The organism is Streptomyces angustmyceticus (assembly GCF_019933235.1).
Taxonomy (GTDB): domain Bacteria; phylum Actinomycetota; class Actinomycetes; order Streptomycetales; family Streptomycetaceae; genus Streptomyces; species Streptomyces angustmyceticus.
Genome location: NZ_CP082945.1, coordinates 7,009,091 through 7,034,007, shown reverse-complemented (window position 1 = coordinate 7,034,007; position 24,917 = coordinate 7,009,091). Strand labels below are relative to the sequence as shown.

Here is a 24,917-nt window from a genome sequence, read left to right as displayed (position 1 = left end):
ACGCGCGGTGGGCAACCGGCGTCTCTCATGCGGAACCGTCAGTTCTTATGACTTACGCTTCTGAACGGTGCGCCGTCCAGGACAGGTAGTGACGGCGGCCTGATGAATCTCCACCCCTGGGAGGCTTCCCATGACCACCGTGACGTCCCCTCTTTCAGGACGCGCCATCGGACTCGCGGCTGTGCCCGACCCGGTGTTCTCCGGAGCGATGGTGGGTCCCGGTACCGCCATCGACCCCGTTCGTGAACCGTCCACCGCTGTTTCGCCCGTCGACGGGGTTCTCGTATCACTGCACCCGCACGCGTTCGTCGTCGTCGACTCCGAGGGGCACGGTGTGCTCACCCACCTCGGGATCGACACCGTTCAGCTCAACGGAGAGGGCTTCGAGCTGCTTGTGAACAAGGGTGACACCGTCGCTCGTGGGCAGGAGATCGTGCGCTGGAACCCGGCCGCGGTCGAGGCGGCCGGCAAGTCGCCGGTGTGCCCGGTCGTCGCGCTGGAGGCCACTGCCGATTCGCTCGGCGAGGTGAGCGAGGCCGGCGACATCAAGGCGGGCGACCAGCTCTTCTCCTGGCAGTAGCCGGGCGCCGTCCCGTACGGCAGGTACGACATCCAACGCGGCGGCCCGGTCCGCCGCATCAACCGGAGACGGGTGCAATGGAGACAACGCTGCGAGGCGTCGGCGTCAGCCACGGTGTGGCGATCGGCGAGGTGCGGCACATGGGCACGGCGGTCCTGGAGCCGCCGGCCAAGCAGATTCCGGCGGACGAGGCGGAGCGCGAACAGGGGCGTGCCCGCCAGGCCGTGGAAGCTGTTGCCGCCGACCTGATAGCGCGGGGGAACCTGGCGGGCGGTGAGGCGCAGGCCGTACTGGAGGCGCAGGCCCTGATGGCTCAGGACCCCGAGCTGATGGCTGATGTCGAGCGGCGGATCGCCGTCGGCTCCACGGCCGAGCGCGGGGTGTACGACGCGTTCGCCGCCTACCGGGCGCTGCTCGCCGGTGCCGGTGAGTACCTCGCGGGCCGGGTGGCCGACCTCGATGATGTGCGCAACCGGATCGTCGCCCGGCTCCTGGGTGTGCCGATGCCGGGTGTGCCGGACAGCGATGAGCCGTATGTGCTGATCGCGCGGGATCTGGCGCCGGCCGACACCGCGCTGCTGGACCCGACGCTGGTGCTCGGGTTCGTGACCGAGGAGGGCGGGCCGACCAGCCACAGCGCGATTCTGGCGCGGGCGCTGGGGGTGCCGGCGATCGTCGCGCTGCCGGGTGCGGGTGAGCTGGTCGAGGGCACGGTCATCGCCGTCGACGGCAGCACCGGTGAGGTCTTCGTCGAGCCGGACGCCGAGCGGCGGGCGACGCTGGAGCAGGCCGCGGCGGAGCGGCGGGCGGCGCTGGCGGCGTCGTCCGGGCCGGGTGCCACCTCCGACGGGCACAAGGTGCCGCTGCTGGCGAATGTCGGTGGTCCCGGTGATGTGCCCGCGGCGGTCGAGGCCGGGGCGGAGGGTGTCGGGCTCTTCCGTACGGAGTTCCTCTTCCTGGACGACAGCAAGAACGCGCCGTCCGAGGAGAAGCAGGTCGATGCGTACCGCAAGGTGTTGGAGGCCTTCCCCGAGGGGCGGGTCGTGGTGCGGGTGCTGGACGCCGGTGCCGACAAGCCGCTGGAGTTCCTGACGCCGGCCGACGAGCCGAACCCGGCGCTGGGCGTGCGGGGTCTGCGGACCCTGCTCGACCATCCGGAGGTGCTGCGGACGCAGCTGACGGCGCTGGCCAGGGCGGCCGAAGGGCTGCCGGTCTACCTCGAGGTCATGGCGCCGATGGTGGCGGACCGGGCCGACGCCAAGGCGTTCGCCGATGCCTGCCGGGAGGCCGGGCTGCGGGCGAAGTTCGGGGCGATGGTGGAGATTCCGTCCGCGGCGCTTCGGGCGCGGTCGATTCTGCAGGAGGTCGAGTTCCTTTCGCTGGGGACCAACGATCTGGCGCAGTACACCTTCGCGGCGGACCGTCAGGTGGGTGCGGTTTCGCGGCTGCAGGATCCCTGGCAGCCTGCGCTGCTGGATCTGGTGGCGGCTTCGGCCGAGGCGGCGAAGGCCGAGGGCAAGAGCTGTGGTGTCTGCGGTGAGGCGGCATCGGATCCGCTGTTGGCGTGCGTGCTGACGGGGCTCGGTGTCACCAGCCTTTCGATGGGTGCGGCGTCGATTCCGTATGTGCGGGCGACGCTGTCCAAGCACACGCTGGCGCAGTGCGAGCGGGCGGCGGCCGCGGCCCGTGCCGCGGACAGCGCCGAGGACGCGCGGGCCGCCGCGCAGGCGGTGCTCTCCGGGGAGTGATCCGGCGCGGTGCCGTGCGGCGCCGGAGTGGTGACGGCCGTCCCGCCCTTTGTGACGGGGCGGCCCTTGTCTTTGGTGCGCCGGGTGGGTGGTGTGGTCAGTGGTGGTGGGGGTCGGGTGGGGTGGTGAGCGGGAGGCCGGGGGCGTAGTCGACGCCGTGCTCGGGTGGGATGGGCTCGCCGGTTTCGGCGTCGGTGCAGTAGGCGGTGAAGACCTCGGCGGCGCCGAGGGGGCGCAGCCAGGAGTCGCCGAGGGCCCAGCCGCGGACCGTTTCGCGGGGCCCGTCGCTGGTGGCGGTGCGGGCGGCGGGAGGAGTGGTGGTGCGGGAGACGAGGCCGCCGGGGGCGCGCAGGGCGAAGCCGGCGGCGAGGACCGTGCAGAAGACGAGGGTCTCGGATTCGGCGAGCTGCGGCCGGGCGCCGTCGTCGCCGGTGGCGTGCAGGACCGCGAGGAGGGGCGGTTCGGCGGCCGCGACGGAGCAGACGAGGTGGTGGGTGCCGTCGCCGAGGGAGGTCAGGAGTTCCTGGAGGGCCTGGGTGGCGCGGGCGAAGGCGGCGTGGGCGAGGTCGTCGCCGCACGCGTCGCAGCGGCCGGCGCGGGCCAGGACGCCGGAGGCGTGGTCCCAGGTGGCCTGGCGGTCGGCTTCCTCGACGAGTAACGGGAGCAGTTGGCTCAGGGGTTCGCCCTGGTAGGTCAGGGTGGCGCCGGTGCGGGCGGCTTCGGCGGTGTAGCGGCTGCGGCTGTCGGGACGGTCGGGGTCCAGGGCGAGGTCGGCGCAGTACTTCTCGTAGGCGGCCGGGTCGAAGAGGCTGACGGTGGTGAGCACGCCCTGGGCGGCGAGGCGGCGCAGCAGGGTCTCCAGCTGTCGGAGGTAGCTGCGGTGGTCGTCGAACGGGAAGGTGCGGTAGCGGCGCATGGCCGTGAAGTCGCGTTCGTCGGCCAGGACGGCGGCGCTGCTGGGGATTTCGCGGCGTAGTGCGCGGCGGGCGGTGGACGGGTCGGTGTGCCGGGATGCGGATGTCATGACTCCCCCTGGGTGCGTTGCGCCGGCGTGGTGTGCGCGCCGGCGGCCGGAACCTCACTTGTCACCGAGAGTAATCGGGGGGTCTGACAATGCGGCCGGGCGCCGGACCGGAGGGCGTGGGTGGCCCGGCGGTCCGGCGCGGCGGGGGCCTACTGCGCGTGGTCGGCGGCGCGGTCGCGGGCCACGTTCTCGTAGAACCGGAGCAGTTCGAGGTTGTCGACGGAGCCGGGGTTGACGGCCTTGTCGAGCGGGGTGCCCTGGAGGAGGCGCTTGACGGGGACCTCGATGCGCTTGCCGGTGAGGGTGTGCGGGACGCCGGGGGCCTCGATGATGTCGTCGGGGACGTGGCGGGGCGAGAGCTCTTCGCGGATGGTGCGCTTGATGCGGTCGCGCAGGGCGTCGTCGAGGGTGGCGCCGGGGGCGAGGTGGACGAAGAGCGGCATCCAGTAGCCGCCGTCGGGCAGTTCCAGGCCGATGACGAGGGATTCGCGGACCTCGGGGAGGCGTTCGACGGCCTCGTAGATGTCGGCGGAGCCCATGCGGACGCCCTGGCGGTTGAGGGTGGAGTCGGAGCGGCCGTGGATGACGACGCTGCCGCGGGAGGTGACGGTGATCCAGTCGCCGTGCCGCCAGACGCCGGGGTACATGTCGAAGTAGCTGTCGTGGTAGCGGGTGCCGTCGGGGTCGTTCCAGAAGCGGGTGGGCATGGACGGCATGGGGTTGGTGACGACGAGTTCGCCGACCTCGTCGGTGACCGGCTTGCCCTGGGGATCCCATGCCTGCAGGTCGGTGCCGAGGCAGGCGGCCTGGAGTTCGCCGATGTGGACCGGGAGGGTCGGGACGGCGCCGGCGAAGCAGCTGCAGACGTCGGTGCCGCCGCTGACCGAGGCCGTCCAGAGGTCGGCGCCGCTTTCCGCGAAGGAGTCGTGCAGCCAGCGGAAGCCGTCGGGCGGGAGCGGGGAGCCGGTGGTGGCGACGCAGGTGATCGCGGAGAGGTCGAGGTCGCGGGCCGGGTGGATGCCGGCCTTGCGGCAGGCCATGACGTACGCTGCGGAGGTGCCGTAGACGGTGGCGCGGGTGGCTTCGGCGACCCGCCACTGGGCGGAGATGTCGGGGTGGCCGGGGCTGCCGTCGTAGAGCACGATCGTGGCGCCCACCAGGAGGCCGGCGACGAGGAAGTTCCACATCATCCAGCCGGTGGAGGTGTACCAGAAGAACCGGTCGTCGGGGCCGAGGTCGCAGTGCAGGCCGGTCTGCTTGAGGTGTTCGAGGAGGATGCCGCCCTGGGACTGGACGATGGCCTTGGGCAGGCCGGTGGTGCCGGAGGAGTACAGGACCCACAGCGGGTGGTCGAAGGGGACCTGTTCGAAGACCGGTTCGGTGTCGTTCGAGGTCAGGTCCGACCAGTTCAGGGCGCCTTCGGGGGCGGGGGTGCCGAGCAGCGGGATGTGGACGACGGCGCGCAGGGTGGGGAGTTCGGCGCGGAGTTCGGCGACGGTGTCGCGGCGGTCGTGTTCCTTGCCGCCGTAGCGGTAGCCGTCGACGGTGAACAGGACGACGGGTTCGGTCTGCTGGAAGCGGTCGAGCACGCTGCGGGCGCCGAAGTCGGGGGCGCAGGAGGTCCATACGGCACCGACCGCAGCGGTGGCGAGGAGGGCGACGACGGCCTGCGGGATGTTGGGGACGTAGGCGCTGACGCGGTCGCCGGGGCGGACGCCGAGGCGGCGCAGTTCCGCGGCCAGCGAGCCGACCTGGGCGCGCAGGTCGGCCCAGGTGACGGGGGTGGGCTCGTGGGTCTCGTCGACGTACAGCAGCGCGGGGTCGCCGGCGCGGGCCGGGTCCTGGGCGGCGCGCAGGGCGTGCTCGGCGTAGTTGAGGGTGGCGCCGGGGAACCAGCGGGCGCCGGGCATCGCACGGTCGGCGAGGACGGTGTCGTACGGGGTGGCGAAGCGGACGTCGAACCACTCGGCGGTGGCCTGCCAGAAGGCCGGGAGGTCGTCGACGGACCAGCGGTGCAGGGCGGCGTAGCTCGTGGCGGGGTCGCCGGGGGTGGGTGCGGGCGCGCCGTGGTGCGCGGCCGCCCAGGTGTGGAAGCGGGTGACCTGCGCGCCGGCGATCCGGTCCGGGCCTGGTTGCCAGAGGGGTTCCGGCTGCGGGGCGGACTGCGGTGCGGTGGTCATGATGCGGCTCCCGGGCGGTACGCGTCGTGGGCGTCGGGCGCGCACAGCGGTGGGGGTCCCCCGGCCCAGTCGCTGGGCGTGTGCGCGTGACACGGCTTGCCTGGACGATGCCACGTGATCGACTCGGGCACCAGGGTGGGCCGCCCACATTCGGGGGGTGGCGGGTGTGGTGGCGGCACGTCGGAGGAACTGGTTCCGCGGTGCGCGGCGGGACATTCGGCGGGATTCGGCCATCGGGTGACGATCCGCGGGCCCGAGGGTGGCCGAGCGTGACCCTGTGCAGGTGAACGGCAGTTGAACGGTGCCCGCGCACCCGGCCGTCAATGGCAGGCTGACCGGCATGGACGGGCGGGATCTGGTGCGGTCGGTACGGATGATCAAGGCGATCGGGCCGGCGCAGGGGCTACGGTCCGTGCGTGCGGCGTGGCGGGCGCGGCGGGCGGACGCGCTGGCGCTGCCGCGGCGCGGCGCGGAGCGGGCGCGGGTACCGGGGGCGGCGCGCGGCGCGGAGCCCCAGCCGGGCGGCGGGGTGATCCACTTCGCCCGGTCGTCGCTGCGGGTGCGGGTGGCCTCGGGCGGTGCGGTGTTCTGCGGCTGGGAGGGCGCCGGGCCGGAACCGTCGTACGCGCTGGCCGGGGCGTGTCCGGACGTGGACGCGCGGGCGGTGCTGGAGCCCGATACCGAGGGCGGCTGGCGGGTGGTCTCCGAGCGGGTGCTGGTGGTGGTGTCCCGGCACGGGGCGGTGGAGGTGCGGACGCCGGGCGGGGCGGTGCTGCGGCGGGAGTTGCCGCCGCGCTGGTGGGACCGCGTCACCGGGGAGGGCGCGGACGGCCGGGCCGAGGGGGACGGCGCCTCGCGCTGGGTGCAGCGGGCGGAGGTCGCCGCCGACGCCCGGTTCTTCGGGCTCGGCGGGCGGGCGCACGGGCCGCGGCTGCGGGAGGGGGTGTACCGGCTGTGGAACACCGATCCGGGCGGCGCCTTCGGGCCGGGGGACGATCCGCTGTCGCTGACGATGCCGGTGCAGCTGGTGGTGGCGGACGCCGGTACGCATCTGGTCTTCCACGACAACTCCTGGGACGGCCGGGTGTCGCTGCGCGAGGGCGCGGAGGGCGCGGGCTCGGGGCACGACCGGCCGGGCACCTGTGAACTGCGGATGGACGGCGGGCCGCTGCGCTACTGGGTGCTGGTGGGCACGCCCGCCCGGGTGCTGCAGGGCTGGACGGCGCTGACCGGGGCGCCCGCGCTGCCGCCCCGGTGGGCGCTGGGGTACCAGCACGCCCGTTGGGGCTTCGGCGGCCAGGAGGAGGTGCGCCGGGTGGTGGCCGGCTACCGGGAGCGCGGGCTTCCGCTGTCCGCGGTCCATCTGGACATCGACCATTTCGACCGGCACCGGGTCTTCACCGTCGACCGGCAGCGCTATCCGGATCTGCCGGGTCTGGCGCGGGAGTTGCGGACGGACGGGGTGCGGCTGGTGTCGATCGTGGATCCGGCGGTGAAGGCGGAGCCGGGGGACGCGGTGTACGAGAGCGGGGCGGCGGCGGACGCCTTCGTACGGGACGCGCGGGGGCGCGAGGTGCGCGGGGTGGTGTGGCCGGGCGAGTCGGTGTACCCGGACTTCACCGATGCGCGGGTGCGCAAGTGGTGGGGTGCGCTGTATGGAGAGCGGCTGGCGCAGGGTTTCTCGGGCGTCTGGCACGACATGAACGAGCCGGTCTCGTTCACCGCGTTCGGGGAGCGGACGCTGCCGCGTTCGGCACGGCACGCCCTGGAGGGCCGGGGCGGCGACCACCGCGAGGCGCACAACGTCTACGGGCTGGCCATGGCACGGGCCGGTTTCGAGGGGCTGTGCGAACTGCGTCCGGCCGAGCGGCCGTTCCTCTTCTCCCGCTCGGGCTGGGCCGGGATGCAGCGCTACGGCGGCTCCTGGTCGGGCGATGTGGCGACGGGCTGGGCGGGGTTGCGGGCCTCGCTGTCACTGGTGCTGGGGCTGGGGCTGTGCGGGGTGCCGTACAGCGGTCCCGATATCGGCGGGTTCTCCGGGGTGCCGTCCCCCGAGCTGTATCTGCGGTGGTTCCAACTGGGGGCCTTCCTGCCGCTGTTCCGTACGCATTCGGCGATCGGGGCCGGGCGACGGGAACCGTGGGAGTACGGGGACGAGGTGCTGGAGCACACCCGTGGGGCACTGCGCGAACGGCAGCGGCTGCTGCCGTACTTCGGGACGCTGGGCCAGCTGGCGCGGCTGACCGGCGCGCCCTACGTCCGGCCGGTGTGGTGGAGCGCGCCGCGGGACCGGGCGCTGCGGGACTGCGAGGACGCCTTCCTGCTCGGGGACGCGCTGCTGGTGGCGCCGGCGCTGGCGGCGGGGGTGACCCGGCGGCCGGTGCGGCTGCCGCGCGGACGGTGGTACGACACGGCGACCGGGCGGGCGTACGACGGCCCGGGGCAGGTGTGGGTGGAGGCGCCGCTGTCGCGGATTCCGGTGCTGGCACGGGCCGGTGCGGTGCTGCCCGTGACGGGCGCGGACGGCGGGACGGAGCTGGAGGTGTGGGCGCCGGCGGCCGGGCGCGGGGGCAGCGGGCTGGTGGTGCCGGACGCCGGGGACGGCTGGCAGCGGCCGACGGTGGAACGCTTCACCTCGCGGCGGGAGGACGACCGGGTGGTCGTGGAGCGGCGGGACGGGGGCGCGGTGGGGTATCCGGTGCGGGTGCGGGGGGTGGACGGCGGGGCGGAGGGGTAGCGGGGCGGGGGCGGCGCTGCGGGGCGGGCACGGAGGGCCGTTGGCGCCGTGGGTGGTCGCTCCGCGGGGCGGCTCTGCGGACGGTGGCGCGGCGAGCGGTTGGGGGGAGGGGCGGTTGCGGCGCCCCTTTGGGCCGCGGACGGTTGCCCGGTGGGGCTTCCCCTCCGGCTGCGGCGCTGGTAGACGGTGTCCATGCCCAGACTTGCTGCCGCGCTGCGCGGCCTCGCCGCCGCTGCCGCCGCGCTGATCGCCGTCGCCGCCGTGCCTTCGGGCGCGGCGGCGGGCACCGTCCCGCACCGCCCGTCGCCGTCATCGCCCGCGTCCAACGACCCCAAGGCGCCACGGGAGTTCGTCGCGTTGCGGGACGTGGACCCCACGATCATTCAGGAGATGCGCTACGCCACCCCGCACGACTTCATGGGGGTGCCGGTGACCGGCTACCGGGCGCCGATGTGCCTGTTGACCCGGGACGCGGCCCGCGCGTTGCACCGGGCACAGCGCTCGTTCCTGCGCCGGGGGTACTCCCTCAAGGTCTACGACTGCTACCGGCCGCAGCGTGCGGTGGACCACTTCGTGCGCTGGGCCAAGGACCTCGGCGACCAGCGGATGAAGGCCGAGTTCTATCCGCGGGTCGACAAGTCGGTGCTGTTCCGGGACGGCTATATCGCGGAGAAGTCCGGGCACAGCAGGGGCAGCACCCTCGATCTGACGCTGGTGCGGCTGCCGGCCCTGCCCACCCGGCCGTACGTCCCCGGGGAGCCGCTGTCGTCGTGCTACGGCCCGAAGGCGGCCCGTTTCCCGGACAACGGGCTGGACATGGGCACCGGCTTCGACTGTTTCGACACGCTGGCGCACACCCTCGACCCGCGGATCAAGGGCCCGCAGCGGGCACACCGGCTGCTGCTCAAGGAGGGCATGGAGCGCGCCGGGTTCGTCAATTACCCGTACGAGTGGTGGCACTACACCTTCACCCCGGAGACGTTCCCGGACACCTACTTCGACTTCCCGGTGGCACGGCGGTCGCTCGTACGGCACTGACCGGGCGCGCACGCCGCCGACGGGCCGGGGCACCGAATCACCCCCGTCGATCCCGTGCCCCGGACCCTGCTGTGAGGGACGCGGCCGGACCGCGTCCGGTTCGACGGAAGTCCGCGGAGTCACCCTTTCGGGGAACCAGCGTCCTCGTGCGCGCGCCGGCCGGGAGCCGGACGCCGGTCCGTACGCTCAGAGCCGACCGCCCGCGGTGTCCGACGAGAGCCGCTGGGCGGCGTACACCGGGATGACCGACAGGGCGATCAGCAGCGCGGCGAGCACATCGACGACCGGCGCCTGGTGGGGGCGGGCCAGGTTCTCGTAGATCCAGATCGGCAGCGTCTTGGTGCCCGCGCCCGCCGTGAAGGTGGTCACCACGACCTCGTCGAAGGAGAGCGCGAAGGCCAGCAGCGCGCCGGCGAACAGCGCCGGGCGCAGCACCGGGAAGGTGACGTACCGCAGGGTCTGCCAGGGGCGGGCGCCCAGGTCGGCGGAGGCCTCGGCCAGGGACGGAGCGGTGCGGCGGAGCCGGGCGGCGACGTTGTTGAAGACAATGACGACGCAGAAGGTGGCATGGCCGACCACGACCGTGAAGAGTCCGAAGCCGATGCCCAGCGGCGCGAGGACGGTGCGGAAAGCGGCGTTGAGGGCGATGCCGGTGACGATGCCGGGCAGGGCGATCGGCAGCACGATCAGGAACGAGACGGTCTGCCGTCCGAAGAAGCGGTGGCGGTGCACGGCGAAGGCCGCGAGCGAGCCGAGGAGCAGGGCGACGGCGGTGGCGCCCAGGCCCGCCCGCAGCGAGGTCCACAGGGCGTCGCGGGCGCCCGCGCTGTGCAGGGCGCGGCTCCACCACTCGCCGGTCAGCGCGCGGGGCGGCCAGGCGAACGAGGGGTCGGCGTTGACGGAGTTGAGCAGGACCAGGAGCAGGGGGAGGTAGATCAGGGCCAGACCGGCAGCCGTGAGGCAGCCGAGGACGATCCGGGCGGTGCGGGTGAGGTGCATCCGGCTGCCTCCTTCGGTTCCGGTCAGAGCGAGTCGAGCGCGCCGGCCCGGCGGACGGCGGCGAGGTAGCAGACGACGAGGGCGACCGGAACCGCGGAGAGCGCCGCGGCGAGCGGCAGATCGAGAGTGACCTGAGACCCGATGACATTGCCCAGCAGCTGGGTGCGGCCGCCGACGATCTGCACGGTGAGGTAGTCGCCGAGGGAGAGCGAGAAGGTGAAGACGGAACCCGCCAGGAGCGCGGGACGGACGGCGGGGGCCACTACGGAGCGCAGGGTCCGCACGGTGCCCGCGCCGAGGTCGGCGGAGGCCTCCAGCTGGTGGGCGGGCAGCCGTTCCAGGGCGGCCTGGACCGGCAGGATCATGTACGGCAGCCAGAGGTAGGCGAGCACGAGCACGACGGCGGCCGTGCCGTATCCGGGGCCGTGCAGGCCGAGCGGGGCGAGTGCCGCGTTGACGATGCCGTGCTCGCCGAGCATCACCCGCCAGGCGTACGCCTTGACCAGATAGCCGGCCCACAGCGGGGTCAGCACGGCCACCAGCAGGGCGCGGCGCAGCCGGCCGGCCGCCACCCGCGCCATGAAGAAGGCCATCGGCAGCGCGAGCAGGGCGTCGAGGAGCGTGACGGCGACGGCGATACCGAGGGTGCGCAGGGCGACGGTGCGGTAGACGGGGGTGGTGAGGATGTCGCGGAAGTTGTCGGTGGTCCACGTGTGGACGACATCCGAGGTGAAGGGGTCGGTGGTCCAGAAGGCGGAGAGCAGGAGGACGGCGAGGGAGCCGAGGTAGGCGAGGACCAGCCACAGGAGCGGCGGGGCGAGGAGCGCGGCGAGCCGGCCGCGGGTGCGGGGCTCATGGTTCGTGGCGGACACCCGGTGCCCGCGCTCAGCCCTTGATCTCCGTCCAGGCGCGGGTCCATTCCGCGTAGTCGGTGCACTTGACGTTCTTGCGGCCGTCGAGGCATTGCGGGACGGGGGTGGTCCAGAAGTGGACGCGGCGGTAGTAGGACTCGTCATCAGCGTGGTAGACGTCGCAGTGCCGGGGGTCGGCGGTCTCCTTGCAGGCCTTGCGGTTGGCGGGTGCCTCGCCGAAGTACTCGGCGACCTGGGCGTTCACCTTCGGGGAGACGATCCAGTTGAGCCACTTATAGGCGCAGTTGGGGTGGGCGGCCTTGGCGGACACCATCCAGGTGTCGGACCAGCCGGTGGCCCCCTCCTTGGGGAGGACCGCCTTGACGGGGGCCTTTTCCGCGGCGGCGGTGTTGGCGATGACCTGCCAGGTGGTGCCGAGGACACTGTCGCCGCCCTTGAAGGCGGTGACTTCCTTCTGGTATTCGCTCCAGTATTCGCCGATCTGCTGTCGCTGCTTCTTCAACAGGGCCACGGAGGCGTTGAGTTGGGTGCGGTCCAGGGCGTACGGATCCTTGATGCCGAGTGCGGGACGGGTCTTCATCAGGTAGAGGGCGGCGTCGGCGATGTAGATGGGCGAGTCGTAGGCGGTGACCTTGCCCGCGTACTTCGCGGCGCCGTCGAAGACAGCCTTCCAGGAGTCGGGGGCCGGGGAGACCTTGTCGGTGCGGTACATCAGCAGATTGGCGCCGCGGCCGTGCGGGATGCCGTACATCTTCCCGTCCTTGGAGTTGAACGGGCGCATCTTCAGGCCGCTGAAGATGTCGCGGTAGTTCGGTACCAGCCGGGTGTTGACGGGCGCCACGTCCCCGGCGGCGATCAGGCGCAGGGTGGCGTCGCCGGAGGCGGACACGGTGTCGTACTGGCCGGTCTTCATCAGCGAGACCATCTCGTCGGAGGTCCCGGCGGTCTTGGTGTTGACCTTGCAGCCGGTCTGCTTCTCGAAGGGGTGCACCCAATCGGCCTTGGGGTCGTTGGAGCCGTCCTCGGCGTATCCGGCCCAGGCGATGATGTCGACGCGGCCCTCGCCCTTGCCGACGCTCCGCTGTTCGGCGACTCCCCCGTCGTGCGTTCCGCCGCCGGAGCCGCAGGCGGCGACCAGCGCCAGGACCCCGGCCGCCACTGCGGCCTTCCACGGATTCGCATTGCGCATGGTGAACTCCCGCTGTCGCACACGGCTGTCGAGCCCCGCCAGTATCCGGAAGCTGACCGTCTGCCACCAGAGCGCGTCGGGAACCGGGATGCGCCCCGGTGCGTTGTACGACGATCCCCCAGGCGGCACCGGCCTCGGCGGAAAAAGTGCCTGAGCCGGGGAATCGGCCTCTCCTGGCAGCGAGCCCCGCCGGACACCGGCCTCAGCCCGGCAGCGGCCTCAGTCCGGCAGCGGTAGGGCGTCGGCGGCGTTCCACAGCAGATGGACGGCGGCGCCCGGACGGGCGGCGTCCGGCAGGTCCGTGGAGTTCAGCCGCACGGCGGTGAGCTGGTCGTCGCCTGCGTCGAGGCGGACCACCACGCGCGTGTGGGCACCGACGTGCGCGATCTCGGTGATCCTGCCGGGCACACACCGCTCCCCCGGCCCCGGGGCGACGGCCGGGCCGCCGTTCGGGCCATCTTTCGGGTCGTCGTCCGGAGCGACGACCCGGATGCGCTCGGGGCGGAGGCTGTACGTGCCCGGGGCGCCGATCACACGGACCGCGGCCTGGTCCCGCAGCAGGTTGGTGGTACCGATGAAACTCGCGACGAACGCGGTGGCCGGACGGTCGTAGATCTCCAGCGGCGAGCCGGTCTGCACGATACGGCCGCGGTCGAGCACGGCGAGGCGGTCGCTGAGCGTCAGCGCCTCCTCCTGGTCGTGGGTGACGAGGAGGAAGGTGACCCCGGTGGCGCGCTGGATGCGCTGGAGTTCCCGCTGCATTTCCTGCCGCAGCTGGAGGTCGAGAGCGCCGAGGGGTTCGTCGAGCAACAGCAGCCCGGGGGCGTCGACCAGAGCACGGGCCAGGGCGACGCGCTGGCGCTGGCCGCCGGAGAGCTGGTCGGGCCGGCGCGGGCCGTGGTCGTCGAGGCGTACGGTACGCAGGGCCGCACGGGCACGGGCGAGGCGTTCGGGTTTGCGCACCCCGGCGACAGTGAGCGCGTAGGCGACGTTCTGCTCGACGGTCATATGGGGGAAGAGCGCGTAGTCCTGGAAGACGGTGTGGACGTCGCGGCGGCTGGGCGGAAGTGCGGTGACCTCGCGGCCGGCGAGTTCGATACGGCCCGAGGCGGGCCGTTCGAAGCCGGCGATCAAGCGCAGCAGAGTGGTCTTGCCCGAGCCGGAGGGGCCGAGGAGGGAGAAGAACTCACCTTCCCCGATGGTGAGCTCGGCGCCGTCGACGGCACGCAGCGCACCGAATTCCTTGGTGACGGCGGTGAGCCGTACGGCGGGCGGCGCGGCTGCCGTGGGGGCGGGACGGGCGTCGGTACGGGCGGCTTCGGTCACGGGCGCTCCCCCTCGTGAACGGCTTGATCGCCCGGCGACTGTACCGGGGTTCCGTGCGGGGCGGCAGCGTGTCACACTCCTGACGGTTCGTCAGTTTCGCCAATGCCGTCAGTTCGGTCAGTTCGGTCAAGTTCCGGGGAGGGTCTGTGGCACAGACACGGAAGCCGGTGGTGCCGGGGTGGTTCGATCAGGACGCGGCGGGTTTCTGGCTGCTGGGGACGCGCTGCCGAGCCTGTGGTGCGGTGTTCTTTCCCCGCGAGGACGCCTTCTGCCGCAACCCCGCGTGTGGGGGTGACGAGCTGGCGGACGTGCAGCTGTCCCGGCGCGGCACGGTCTGGTCCTACACCGACGCGCGCTACCGTCCGCCCTCCCCCTACGTCTCCGATCCGGAGGCCGAGTGGCGGCCGTACGCCCTGGTCGCCGTGGAGCTGACGGAGGAACGGATGGTGGTCCTCGGGCAGGCTGCGCCGGGCGTCCGCGCCGCGGATCTGTGCGTGGGCATGGAGGTCGAGCTGGTTCCCGGGACCGTCGACGGGGGCGAGGGGGACGGCGGCGACGTGCGGACGACGTGGCATTGGCGGCCGTGCGGGCGGGGTTCGGGGGGTGTGGCGGAGGGCGCGAGCGACGGGCCGCGGGCGGAGACCGCATCTCTACGCCCGCCCACCCCCCGAAGGGGCGTGGGCGGTGGGGAAAAGACCAAGGGCGCGGGTGGGCGGCGGGTAGGGGGAGGCCCAGAGCACCCTGACACCGCCTCCTCCGGCCACATGGGCATGGCCCAAGACCTGGCCATGGCCGGAGACGTGGCCGTACTGGGCGCCGGGATGCATCCCTGGGGGAAGTGGGGGCGCAGCTTCGTCGAGTACGGGACGAAGGCGGCCAGGGCGGCGCTGGCGGACGCCGGGCTCGACTGGTGCGCCGTGCAGAGCATCGTCGGCGCGGACACCGTGCGCGGCGGCTACCCCGGCTATGTGGCGGGCGCGACCTTCGCCAAGGCACTGGGCTGGCAGGGCGCGCGGGTGACCAGCGTCTACGCGGCCTGTGCGTCCGGCGCGCAGGCCATCGGCACCGCGCGGGCGCAGATCCTTTCGGGGATGGCGGACGTGGCCCTGGTGGTGGGCGCCGACGCGGCGCCCAAGGGCTTCTTCGCCCCGGCGGGCGGCGACCGGCCCGACGATCCCGACTGGCTGCGGTTCCGGGTGCTGGGCGCCACCAACCCGGCGTACTTCGGGCTGTACGCGCGCCGCCGGATGGAGCTGTACGGCGACACGACCGACGACTTCGCCCGGGTCAAGGTGAAGAACTCGGCGGCGGGCGCGGCCAATCCGTACGCCCGCTACCGCAAGCAGGTCACCGCGCGGGAGGTCGCCGCGTCGGCCGTGGTGTGCGATCCGCTGCGGCTGCTGGACATCTGCGCCACCTCCGACGGTGCCGCGGCACTGGTCCTGACCAGCATGGACTTCGCCCGCCGGCACGGCGTCACGGATCCGGTGCGGATCCGCGCGGTCTCCACCGCCACCCCGCGGTATCCGCGGACGGTGCTGGACCTTCCGGACATCGCCACCGACTCCGCGGCCGCCGTACCGGAGCCGGAGACCGGCTTCCGGGCGTCGATCGCGCAGACCGCCTACGAGGAGGCCGGGATCGGCCCCGAGGACCTGTCCCTGGCCGAGGTCTACGACCTGTCCACCGCGCTGGAGTTGGAGTGGTACGAGGATCTGGGGCTGTGCGGCGCGGGCGAGGGCGCGAAGCTGCTGCGGGACGGGGCGACGGCGCTGGGCGGGCGGCTGCCGGTGAACGCCAGCGGGGGTCTGGCCTCCTTCGGCGAGGCGGTGCCGGCCCAGGCCATCGCCCAGGTCTGCGAGCTGACCTGGCAGTTGCGGGGGCGGGCGGGCGCGCGGCAGGTGGCGGGCGCCCGGGTGGGGGTGACCGCCAACCAGGGGCTGTTCGGGCACGGGTCGGCGGTGGTCGCGGTGCGGTGAGCGGCGGCGGGCGGCGGGCCTGACGGCGCGGTGCACGGTCCCGCTCCCCCGGTCGCCGGCCGTCGGCATCCCGCGCTGTCCGCGACCTTGACGCCCCCTCATCACCGGTGAACACTTCCGGATGCCAGTCGGCATCGCCGCACTCAGGCACCCCGGCCGGGTGGCAGCGGCACTCCGCTGCCCGCCGGTGGCACGCACCCTGCACGGAGGACCGGGGGACGTCCCCGGGCGAGGGCCAAGGAGCCGCCATGTATTCCAATGGGGACATCGTCGTCGGTGAAGTGATCGGGACCGCCGTACTCATACTCTTCGGGGCCGGTGTGTGCGCCGCCGTCACCCTGCACTACTCCAAGGCGCGGGCCGCCGGCTGGGTCGTGATCGCCTTCGGCTGGGGCATGGGCGTGCTCGCCGGCGCCTACACCGCCGCCCCGCTGTCCGGCGGGCATCTCAACCCCGCGGTGACGCTCGGCTCGGCGGTGGCGGGCGGCACCGAGTGGTCGAAGGTGCCGCTGTACATCCTGGCGCAGATGGTGGGTGCGGCGATCGGGGCCGTGCTGGCCTGGGCGCTGTACTACGCGCAGTTCGCCGCCAACGCGGAGGCGGACAAGGCCCAGCCGACGCTGGGGATCTTCTCCACCGGCCCGGAGATCCGCAATCCGGCCGCCAACCTCGTCACCGAGATCATCGCCACCGTCGGGCTGGTGCTGCCGCTGCTGTTCTTCGGCCAGAACAAAGGAATCGGCATCGGCCAGGTCCCCGGCGAGCACGTGGGGGTCTACGGTTCCGGGATCAATGTGCTCCTGGTCGCCCTGCTGGTCGTCGGGATCGGGCTGTCGCTGGGCGGGCCCACGGGCTACGCCATCAACCCGGCGCGCGACCTCGGGCCGCGCCTGGTGCACGCCCTGCTGCCGATCCCCAACAAGGGTTCCTCGGACTGGGGTTACTCCTGGATACCGGTGGCCGGGCCGCTGATCGGCGCGGTGCTGTCCGGTCTGGTCTACAACGCGGCGTTCTGACCTCCCCGGGGGACGCCCGCCCCCGGAGGCACCCGCGGGACCGGACCCCGCTGTACCCACTCACCAGGACGTCAGGAGGCGTGACGGCATGACGGAGCACAGCGAGAAGTACGTCGCCGCGATCGACCAGGGCACCACGTCGAGCCGCTGCATCATCTTCGACCACGGCGGCGCGATCGTCGCCGTCGACCAGCGCGAGCACCGTCAGATCTTCCCCAAGCCGGGCTGGGTGGAGCACGACGCCACCGAGATCTGGTCGACGGTGCAGGCCGTGGTGGCGGGGGCGCTCACCAGGGCGGGGCTGCGGGCGGACCAGCTCAGCGCGCTGGGCATCACCAACCAGCGGGAGACCACGGTGCTGTGGGACCGGGCCACCGGCAGGCCGGTCCACCACGCGATCGTCTGGCAGGACACCCGGACCGCGCAGCTGTGTGCCGAACTCGGCGGCGCCGACGGCCAGGACCGCTTCCGGGAGGCCACCGGACTGCCGCTGGCGAGCTACTTCTCCGGGCCGAAGGCGGCCTGGCTCCTGGACGAGGTGCCGGGGCTGCGGGCCCGTGCCGAGCGCGGCGAGATCGCCTTCGGCACCATCGACTCCTGGCTGATCTGGAACCTGACCGGCGGCATCGACGGCGGGGTGCATGTCACGGACGTGACCAACGCGGGCCGCACGATGCTGATGAACCTCTCCACCCTCCAGTGGGATCCGGCGATCCTGTCGGCGATGAACATCCCGGCCGCGATCCTGCCGGAGATCAGGTCGTCGGCCGAGGTGTACGGCACGGCCGTGGGGCAGCTGCACGGCGTGCCCGTGGCGTCCGCCCTCGGCGACCAGCAGGCGGCCGTGTTCGGCCAGACCTGCTACGGCGTCGGCGAGGCCAAGAACACCTACGGCACCGGCTCGTTCCTGCTGCTGAACACCGGCAACCGTCCGGTCCCGTCCAAGAACGGGCTGCTGACGACGATGGGCTACCAGCTCGGCGGCGAGGCGCCGGTCTACTGCCTGGAGGGGTCGATCGCCATCACCGGCGCGCTGGTGCAGTGGTTCCGCGACCAGCTGGGCATCATCGCGTCGGCGGAGGAGATCGAGCCGCTGGCGGCGAGCGTCCCGGACAACGGCGGCGCCTATGTCGTCCCGGCGTTCTCCGGCCTGTTCGCGCCCTATTGGCGCTCCGACGCGCGCGGCGTGATCAGCGGTCTGACGGGGTTCGTCACCAAGGCGCATCTGGCGCGCGCCGTACTGGAGGCGACCAGCTGGCAGACCCGCGAGGTGGTGGACGCCATGTTCCAGGACTCGGGTGTGCGGATCACCCGGCTCAAGGCCGACGGGGGCATGACCGCCAACAGCCTGCTGATGCAGCACCAGGCGGATGTGCTGGACGTGCCGGTGATCCGCCCGGTGATCTCGGAGACCACCTGTCTGGGCGCGGCGTACGCGGCCGGGCTGGCGACCGGCGTCTGGCAGGACCTGGACGAGCTGCGGACCCACTGGAAGCAGGACGCGCAGTGGACACCGCGGATGGACGCGCGGACCCGCGACCGCGAGTTCGCCCACTGGCGCAAGGCCGTGGAGCGGAGCTTCGGCTGGCTGGCCGAGGACGGCTCGGCGACCTAGGGGACAGACGTACGGCCCGTACCCCGGACGGCGGGGTACGGGCCGTACCGCCCGCGCCCCGTCAGGGAAGCGCGGGCTCCCGGCGCCGGGCGCCGGTCTCCATCGCGTGCTCGACGACGGAGATCAGCACGTCGCGCGCGGAGTCCTTCTGGCGGGCGTCGCAGAGCACCACCGGGACCTGGGGGTCCAGGTCCAGGGCGTCGCGGACGGACTCCGGCGGGTAGCGGTCGGCGCCGTCGAAGCAGTTGACGGCGACCGTGAAGGGCAGGCCGCGCCGTTCGAAGTAGTCGATGGCGGAGAAACTGTCCGCCAGCCGGCGGGTGTCGGCCAGCACCACGGCGCCGAGCGCGCCCCGGGCCAGTTCGTCCCACAGGAACCAGAAGCGGTCCTGGCCCGGGGTGCCGAAGAGGTAGAGCACCAGTTCGTCGTTGACGGTGATCCGCCCGAAGTCCATGGCGACGGTGGTGGTGGTCTTGGTCTCCACCCCGTCGAGGTCGTCGATCGGCCGGCCCGCCTCGGTCAGGCGCTCCTCGGTACGCAGGGGTTTGATCTCGCTGACGGCACCGACCAGAGTGGTCTTGCCGACCCCGAAGCCGCCCGCGACCAGGATCTTGAGCGTCACCGGCTCGACGGCGGCGGACCGTCGGCGGCGATCGGATCGCCCGAAGGCCATGGGATTCTTCTCCTGAATTGCCGTGTATACGGGTGGAGCTCACGCTTGGTACCCGCGCGTCGGCGCACGGGCCAACAGGTGCAAGGGAACGGTACAACGTGCTCGGCACGGCGCCCACTTGAGATGGGTCACGCCCGGGGCGACGTGCCGGGGCAGAGGCGGCCAAGCCGCCCCAAAGGGCGCCGCGCGGGGCCGGGGCGCTCCCGGCCCCGCGCGGCGCCGGCGGCGTCAGACGTGGTGCCGTCCGAGGTGGTCGAGGATCGGGGGCGTGACCACGTCCGGGACCTCTTCGGGCAGCCAGTGGCTGGCGCCCTCCAGGGCCTCGAAGCGGTACGGGCCGTCCACCCACTCCCCCGTGGACTCGGCCGCGAGGCGGCCCAGAGCGGTGTCCTCGCTGCCCCACAGGAACAGGGTGGGGACGGTGATCCGGCCGGCGGGCACCGAGATGACCGACTCGGGGGCGCGGTACCAGTTGAGGGTGGCGGTGAGCGCGCCCGGGGCGGAGAGCCGGCGGACATTGCGCTCGACGAGGGCGGCGGGCACCTTGCCGGCGTAGGCGGCGCGCAGCCGGGCGGCGTCGTCGGCGAGCAGCGCGGTCTCCGCCGCGCCGTCGTCGCGGCGGAAGAAGCGGACGTAGTCGAGGCGGTGGTGCTGGTCGGGGTCCTCGGCGGCGGCCCGGTTGAGCGCGTCGGGATGCGGGGTGGCCAGCACGGTCAGGGACTTCAGCCGCTCGGGGTGGGCGCCGGCCAGCGCCCAGGCGACCATGCCGCCCCAGTCGTGCGAGACGAGGTGGAAGCGGCCGGCGCCCTGGGAGTCCGCGAAGGCGAGGGCGTCGGCGACGAGTTCGGGGACGGCGTAGTCGGCGGTCCGGGGCGGGCGGGCGCGCGGGGAGTAGCCGCGCTGGTCGACGGCGACGGCGCGGTAGCCGGCCGCGCCCAGGGCGGGCAGCACGGCGCTCCAGGAGTCGGCGAACTCGGGCCAGCCGTGCAGCAGCAGGACGAACTCCCCGTCGGCGGGGCCGCAGGCCAGGGCGTCGTAGGTGTGCGGTCCGGCCTGGATCTCCAGGTGTTCGACGGGTGCCGGGGTGTCGTCCGTGGCCATGGCGGCGCATCTCCTCGTGTTGACGGTTGCTCAACAGGCACCGTAGCCGGGGCGTTCGGGGCGGCGCCCACCCCGGGGAGCGGGCGCGGCCGAAGTAGCCCCCTGGGCCGACGCGTGGTGGCCGCCGCCCCGGAAGCGCGTTCCGTACGACGGCGGCCACCGGGCCCCGCGGGTCACAGCGCGCGCAGGCCGTCGATCACCTCGCGCAGCACCTTCTCGTCCGGCAGCTCGGCCGGCGGCACCGGCCTGCTGACATGGACCAGCTCGGCATCGAGGAGGTCCCCGATGAGGACCCGTACGACGCCGACAGGCAGGTCGAGTTCGGCCGCCAGCTCGGCGACCGACAGCGGCTCCTGCCGGCACAGCTCGACGATCTCGACATGCTCGGGCGACAGGGTCTGGTCCTCGACCGTCTCCTGCGCGCGGCTCTCGGCGATCACCAGCGCGATCAGGTCGAGGCGCCCCTCGGCGGCCGTGCTGGTGCGCCCGCGCGTCATGGCGTACGGCCGGACGACGGGGCCCGCGTCGTCGTCGAACCAGCGGGCCGTCTCCCGGTCCCGCGCCGTCCGGCCGTCCTGCTCGCTCATGACGTCGCCTTCGTCGTGCTCAGGTGGTCAGGCCGGACCTGGGCGCGGTGCCCAGGTGCGTGCCCACGCGCTTGACCAGCAGCGTCATCTCGTAGGCGATCAGGCCGACATCGGAGTCCGCGTCGGCCAGCACGGCCAGGCAGCTGCCGTCGCCGGCCGCGCTGACGAACAGGAACGCCTCGTCCAGCTCGACCATGGTCTGCCGGACGTGTCCCGCGTCGAAGTGCCGGCCGACGCCCTTGGCCAGGCTGTGGAAGCCGGAGGCGACCGCGGCCAGGTGCTCGCCGTCCTCGCGGGTGAGGTCCTTCGAGGCCCCGGTCGCCAGGCCGTCGCTGGAGAGGACCAGCGCCTTGCGGATGGAGCCGACCCGCTCGACCAGTTCGTCCAGGAGCCAGTTCAGCTCACCGGATCCCCTCCCCGAGACCGGTGCGGTGGAAGCTGCTGCCTTCGGTGCGGTCATGGACCGTCCCCTCCCGATGTGGTTCCTGGTGGTGCTGTGGCGCCCGTGTCGGTGCCGTGGTGCGTGGCCGTGTCACGGGCACCCGGGTCTGTGCTGTCCCGGTCTGTGGTGTCCGGGCCCGTGCCGGGGCCCGGGACGGTACTGCCGGCCGTCGTGCCGCCGGCGGCCGGGTCGTCGCCCGGCGGTGTTCCGGTGCCGCGCGGGTCGTCGCCGTTGTCGCGGCGGCCGCGCTGCCAGCCGCGCTGGAGCGAGGCCATCCGGGCGCGGACCTGCTCCGCGTCGCGGTCGTCGGCGGGCGGCGCGTCCGGCCGGTCCGGTTCGGCCTGCCCCGCGGGGTCGGTCCTGAGCTGGGGCGCGAGGCTCGCCTGCCGCACCCGGCGGGGCAGGCCCTTGGGCGTGGTCGGCGCGGGCGCCTCCCCGTCCCCGGCGGTCCCGGCGCCGTCAGCGGCCGGGTCCTGGGACGCGGCGGACGACGACGGCCGGGACGCGGCACGCCCGGCGGGGCGTTCACCGGAACCGGAGGGCTCGGCGGCGTCGGTCCGGTCGGCGGCGTCGGCACGTTCGGTGGCGCCCGCCCGCTCGGCGGTGTCGCCGCGCTCGGCCGCCCGCTCGCCGGAGCCGGAGCCGGGGCGCCCGGCCGCCCGCTTGCCGTGCGGTTCGCGGTCGTCGACCGTCCGGCCGTGGTCGGAGACCAGCACCGGCGGGCGGTGGCGGCGCGGCAGGGGCGCCAGTCCGCCGGGCGCCTGGTCCCGGGTCTGCTGGTGCTGCTCGCCGTCGGGCACGGACGGCACCGGTGCGATGCCGCGCGGTGCGGCGGCCGGGCCGTCGGGGGCGGCCGGCGACTGTCGGCCGCGGTCCCGCCGGCGGACGAGGCGGTCCTCGTCGTCGGCCGGGCCCCGCTCGTCCGGGCCGAGCGGCGCCTCCAGTTCGACCGGTCCGTCGACGACGGCCGGGACACGCCGCTCCCGCTGGGGCGGCTCCTGGGCGAGCGCGGCCAGCTTGCCCGCCGCGTGCTCCAGTTCGTTGCCGACGGGGCCGCCGGGCAGGCCGTCCCGCGCCGGGCCGTCGTCCTCGCGGCCGCCGGCGGCGGTCTCGGTGAGGAGCGTGGCCGGGATGAAGACCACGGCGGTGGTGCCGCCGTACGGCGAGGGCTGCAGGGAGACGCGTACGTCCTGCCGCTGGGCGAGCCGGCTGACCACGAACAGGCCGAGCCGGTCGGTGTCGGACAGCTCGAACTCGGGGGTCTCGGCCAGCCGGAGATTGGCCTCCAGCAGCAGGTCGGGGGCCATGCCCAGGCCGCGGTCGTGGATCTCCAGGGTGTAGCCGTTGGCGACCCGCTCGCCCAGGACCTGGACGGCGGTGTGCGGCGGGGAGAAGACGGTGGCGTTCTCCAGGAGTTCGGCGATCAGGTGGGTGAGGTCCGACACCGCGGGGCCCTCCACCGCGAGCCGGGGCAGGCGGCGCACCTCGATCCGCTCGTAGTCCTCGACCTCGGCGACCGCCGCGCGCACCACGTCCATCAGCTGGATCGGTTTGCGCCACTGCCGCGAGGGCGCCGCGCCGGAGAGGATGACCAGGCCCTCCGCGTGCCGGCGCATACGGGTGGTCAGGTGGTCGATCCGGAAGAGGTCGGCGAGTTCGCCGGTGTCCTCGGTGCGCCGCTCCATGGCGTCGAGCAGGGTCAGCTGGCGGTGCAGCAGGACCTGGCTGCGCCGGGCGAGGTTGACGAACACCTCGGAGACGCCGCGGCGCATTTCGGCCTGTTTGACGGCGGCCTCGATCGCGGCCCGCTGGAGGGTGTGGAGCGCCTGCCCGACCTGGCCGGTTTCGTCCGGTCCGAAGGCGAGCCGGGGGGCCTCGGTCTCCACGTCGACCTGTTCGCCGGCCGCCAGCCGGCGCATGACGCTCGGCAGCCGCACCCCGGCGACGTCGTGGGCGGCCTTGCGCAGCCGGATGAGGTCGCGGACGTGCCGGCGGCCGATACGGAACGACACGACGACCGAGACCAGCAGCGCGACGAAGCCGAGGATGCCGGCGATGGCCGCCTTCAGCAGGACGTTCATGGCGATGGGGGCGACGCGCTCCTGGTAGCGGTCCGCGGCGTCCTTGCCCATCCGCTGGAGGTCGCCGAGCACCTTGCGCGCCGCGCTGTTCCAGCGTTCGGCGTTGACCGCGTGCGGTCCGTCCTGTGCGCCGGCCGCGATCACCCGGTCCTCGTACGAGGCCAGTTCGCGGGCCTTCGCGGAACGCCAGTAGTCCTCGTAGAGGCCGCGGTCCTTGGCGGGCAGGGCGGGCAGGCTGGTGCTGTAGAGGACGCGGCGCTCGGCGACGCGGTCGGACAGCGTGCGCACATCGCGCCTGCTCATGCTGCCGGACAGCAGCACCGCGGACATCAGGGCGTCCTCGCGGGAGACCGCCTCGCGGGCCCGGGTGATGTTGACCAGTGCCCTGGCCTGCTTGTCCATCTCCACATTCTCCAGGGCGTGGAGCGCGGCGAGGAAGTCGTAGCCGGGGTCGACGAGGGAGTTGTAGCTCTCCATCGCCTCGTCGCGGGAGACGGTGTTGTGCTCGATCTGGGAGCGCAGCGAGCCGAGGGTGCCCAGGCCCTTGAGGACGCCGTTCATCCGGGCGCGGTTGGAGTCGCTGAGGTCCTCGCGCAGGTCGCCCGGGTCGATGTCGGCGTGCAGCTGGGTGACGGCGTCGTCGGTGGCCCTGGTCCGCCGGTGGAGCTCGTCGAGGGCGTTGGCGCCGCGACGGTCGGCGAGGTAGAGCAGGCTCTGCCGGCGCTCCTGCTGGAGGGTCTGGATGACGTCCTCGACCGGGTAGCCCAGATTCTTCACGACGTTGCCGACGTCCAGCAGCTGGTTCGCCTCACGACCGGTGAGATAGGTCGTGAACGCCCACAGGGCCGTCAGGGACACCAGTGGTACGAGCAGCAACGCCACGATCTTCCGGCGGACCGACTTCCCGCGAAAGCGCATGGCCTCCCCTACGACAACCCCGGCGCACGGGGGTGGTGTTCCGTCAACAAACGGCGCGAGCCTACTACTCTCGGGTGACCAAGCCGAAGACCTCTCCTGACGCCGGGGAAGCGGCCGGAGCGGGATCGTCCCGAGTTGTCCACCGATTCCCGGACAACCCGCCCGCGCCGGCGCCCCGGGCCGCCTCCCACCGCGCGGCGGAATGCCGGACGGTTGGCCGGTTTTGGTCTGCATCCAGGGCACTTCATGCGGCCCGGGTACGTGACCATGAGGAGGGACGGGGTGCGACGCCAGGGGCATGTACCCGGCGAAATCCGGGCAGCTACCGAGGAGTCGGACACACGGGGAGAATACGGGGAGTGTGACGCGTTCATGGACACCGGCAGAGAGCCGTTGTGGCAGGAGGAACCGGCGGTCCGGCGCCGGATGGCGGATCCGGTGCGGACCGCCGCGGTGCGTGCCGTCATCATCGTGGCGGTGACCCTGGTCCAGGCGATGGTGGCGTTCCTGTGCACCCTGGCGGGCTCCTGGTTCGCGTTCCCCGCGGTGCTCGGCACGGTCGCCGGCACCGTGGTCGCCACCTGGGCGGTCCTGGACGTCTGGGTGACCCGTCAGGTGTGGGTGCAGCGCTACGGGGTTCAGTCTCAGCCGAGCAGTACGGCCCGGGAGCTGCGCCGCGAGCGCCGCAGGGCGCGCCGGCAGCGGCGCAGGGAAGCGCGGAAGGGCCCGTCGAGGATCGACCGGGCGGCCGCCTGAAGGGCCGGACGGAAAGCGGCCGGACGGAAAGCGGCCGGGCGGGAGGAACGGTTGCC

At 73.3% G+C, this 24,917-nt stretch carries 19 protein-coding genes and 1 pseudogene; 9 read left to right on the top strand and 11 right to left on the bottom strand.

Going from position 1 to position 24,917, the window contains the following annotated elements; genetic code table 11:
- The first annotated feature begins 130 nt into the window (after window positions 1-130).
- The gene (locus tag K7396_RS31435; protein ID WP_152105274.1) at window positions 131-580 is read left to right on the top strand and encodes a PTS sugar transporter subunit IIA; all 450 of its coding nucleotides are present in this window, start codon (window positions 131-133) and stop codon (window positions 578-580) included.
- A gap of 77 nt (window positions 581-657) precedes the next feature.
- Window positions 658-2,328 carry a phosphoenolpyruvate--protein phosphotransferase gene (gene ptsP / locus K7396_RS31430; RefSeq protein WP_152105273.1) on the top strand — a complete coding sequence of 557 codons (1,671 nt, stop codon included), beginning with the start codon at window positions 658-660 and terminating at the stop codon, window positions 2,326-2,328.
- 97 nt (window positions 2,329-2,425) lie between these two features.
- Here ptsP and K7396_RS31425 read toward each other — a convergent pair whose 3' ends face one another.
- Window positions 2,426-3,352 (bottom strand): hypothetical protein, encoded by a 927-nt coding sequence (locus tag K7396_RS31425; protein WP_152105272.1) that lies wholly within the window; start codon window positions 3,350-3,352, stop codon window positions 2,426-2,428.
- 149 nt (window positions 3,353-3,501) lie between these two features.
- Complete coding sequence (locus tag K7396_RS31420; protein ID WP_086719208.1) at window positions 3,502-5,532, bottom strand: acetoacetate--CoA ligase; 2,031 nt, start codon at window positions 5,530-5,532, stop codon at window positions 3,502-3,504.
- A gap of 340 nt (window positions 5,533-5,872) precedes the next feature.
- On the opposite strand from K7396_RS31420, the gene K7396_RS31415 reads away from it, so the two are divergent.
- Both K7396_RS31415 and K7396_RS31410 read left to right on the top strand, forming a co-directional pair.
- Window positions 5,873-8,269 carry a glycoside hydrolase family 31 protein gene (locus K7396_RS31415; RefSeq protein WP_152105277.1) on the top strand — a complete coding sequence of 799 codons (2,397 nt, stop codon included), beginning with the start codon at window positions 5,873-5,875 and terminating at the stop codon, window positions 8,267-8,269.
- A 192-nt stretch (window positions 8,270-8,461) separates the two neighbouring features.
- Complete coding sequence (locus K7396_RS31410; RefSeq protein ID WP_086716479.1) at window positions 8,462-9,307, top strand: M15 family metallopeptidase; 846 nt, start codon at window positions 8,462-8,464, stop codon at window positions 9,305-9,307.
- Window positions 9,308-9,493: 186 nt separating this feature from the next.
- Here K7396_RS31410 and K7396_RS31405 read toward each other — a convergent pair whose 3' ends face one another.
- From K7396_RS31405 to K7396_RS31390, 4 genes are all read right to left on the bottom strand, one after another.
- Complete coding sequence (locus K7396_RS31405) at window positions 9,494-10,306, bottom strand: ABC transporter permease (protein ID WP_086716478.1); 813 nt, start codon at window positions 10,304-10,306, stop codon at window positions 9,494-9,496.
- Between the two features lie 23 nt (window positions 10,307-10,329).
- Complete coding sequence (locus tag K7396_RS31400) at window positions 10,330-11,178, bottom strand: ABC transporter permease (protein WP_086716477.1); 849 nt, start codon at window positions 11,176-11,178, stop codon at window positions 10,330-10,332.
- 13 nt (window positions 11,179-11,191) lie between these two features.
- The gene (locus tag K7396_RS31395; protein WP_086716476.1) at window positions 11,192-12,367 is read right to left on the bottom strand and encodes an ABC transporter substrate-binding protein; all 1,176 of its coding nucleotides are present in this window, start codon (window positions 12,365-12,367) and stop codon (window positions 11,192-11,194) included.
- Between the two features lie 219 nt (window positions 12,368-12,586).
- The gene (locus K7396_RS31390; protein ID WP_086716475.1) at window positions 12,587-13,693 is read right to left on the bottom strand and encodes an ABC transporter ATP-binding protein; all 1,107 of its coding nucleotides are present in this window, start codon (window positions 13,691-13,693) and stop codon (window positions 12,587-12,589) included.
- Between the two features lie 167 nt (window positions 13,694-13,860).
- On the opposite strand from K7396_RS31390, the pseudogene K7396_RS31385 reads away from it, so the two are divergent.
- From K7396_RS31385 to glpK, 4 genes and pseudogenes are all read left to right on the top strand, one after another.
- A pseudogene (locus K7396_RS31385) lies at window positions 13,861-14,283 on the top strand (Zn-ribbon domain-containing OB-fold protein); the annotation flags it as partial.
- A 198-nt stretch (window positions 14,284-14,481) separates the two neighbouring features.
- A complete protein-coding gene (locus tag K7396_RS31380) occupies window positions 14,482-15,672 on the top strand; it encodes a lipid-transfer protein (RefSeq protein WP_176605159.1) in 1,191 nt (396 codons plus the stop codon).
- A gap of 248 nt (window positions 15,673-15,920) precedes the next feature.
- A complete protein-coding gene (locus K7396_RS31375; protein ID WP_152105270.1) occupies window positions 15,921-16,688 on the top strand; it encodes an MIP/aquaporin family protein in 768 nt (255 codons plus the stop codon).
- A gap of 88 nt (window positions 16,689-16,776) precedes the next feature.
- Complete coding sequence (glpK, locus tag K7396_RS31370) at window positions 16,777-18,303, top strand: glycerol kinase GlpK (RefSeq protein WP_086721797.1); 1,527 nt, start codon at window positions 16,777-16,779, stop codon at window positions 18,301-18,303.
- A 61-nt stretch (window positions 18,304-18,364) separates the two neighbouring features.
- Here the strand turns inward: glpK and K7396_RS31365 are convergent, their stop codons facing one another.
- From K7396_RS31365 to K7396_RS31345, 5 genes are all read right to left on the bottom strand, one after another.
- Window positions 18,365-18,976, bottom strand: a complete 612-nt coding sequence (locus K7396_RS31365; RefSeq protein WP_086721798.1) for a GTP-binding protein — start codon at window positions 18,974-18,976, stop codon at window positions 18,365-18,367.
- A gap of 228 nt (window positions 18,977-19,204) precedes the next feature.
- The gene (locus tag K7396_RS31360; RefSeq protein ID WP_086721799.1) at window positions 19,205-20,077 is read right to left on the bottom strand and encodes an alpha/beta fold hydrolase; all 873 of its coding nucleotides are present in this window, start codon (window positions 20,075-20,077) and stop codon (window positions 19,205-19,207) included.
- A 173-nt stretch (window positions 20,078-20,250) separates the two neighbouring features.
- Window positions 20,251-20,664: a DUF742 domain-containing protein gene (locus K7396_RS31355; protein WP_086721800.1), complete on the bottom strand. Its 414-nt coding sequence runs from the start codon at window positions 20,662-20,664 to the stop codon at window positions 20,251-20,253.
- 19 nt (window positions 20,665-20,683) lie between these two features.
- Complete coding sequence (locus K7396_RS31350) at window positions 20,684-21,124, bottom strand: roadblock/LC7 domain-containing protein (protein ID WP_086721801.1); 441 nt, start codon at window positions 21,122-21,124, stop codon at window positions 20,684-20,686.
- A complete protein-coding gene (locus K7396_RS31345) occupies window positions 21,121-24,105 on the bottom strand; it encodes a sensor histidine kinase (RefSeq protein WP_152105269.1) in 2,985 nt (994 codons plus the stop codon). The genes K7396_RS31350 and K7396_RS31345 overlap by 4 nt, the downstream gene beginning before the upstream one ends.
- Before the next feature lie 246 nt (window positions 24,106-24,351).
- On the opposite strand from K7396_RS31345, the gene K7396_RS31340 reads away from it, so the two are divergent.
- Window positions 24,352-24,861, top strand: coding sequence for a hypothetical protein (locus tag K7396_RS31340; RefSeq protein WP_373866980.1), 510 nt, complete (start codon window positions 24,352-24,354; stop codon window positions 24,859-24,861).
- The last annotated feature ends 56 nt before the right edge of the window (window positions 24,862-24,917 follow it).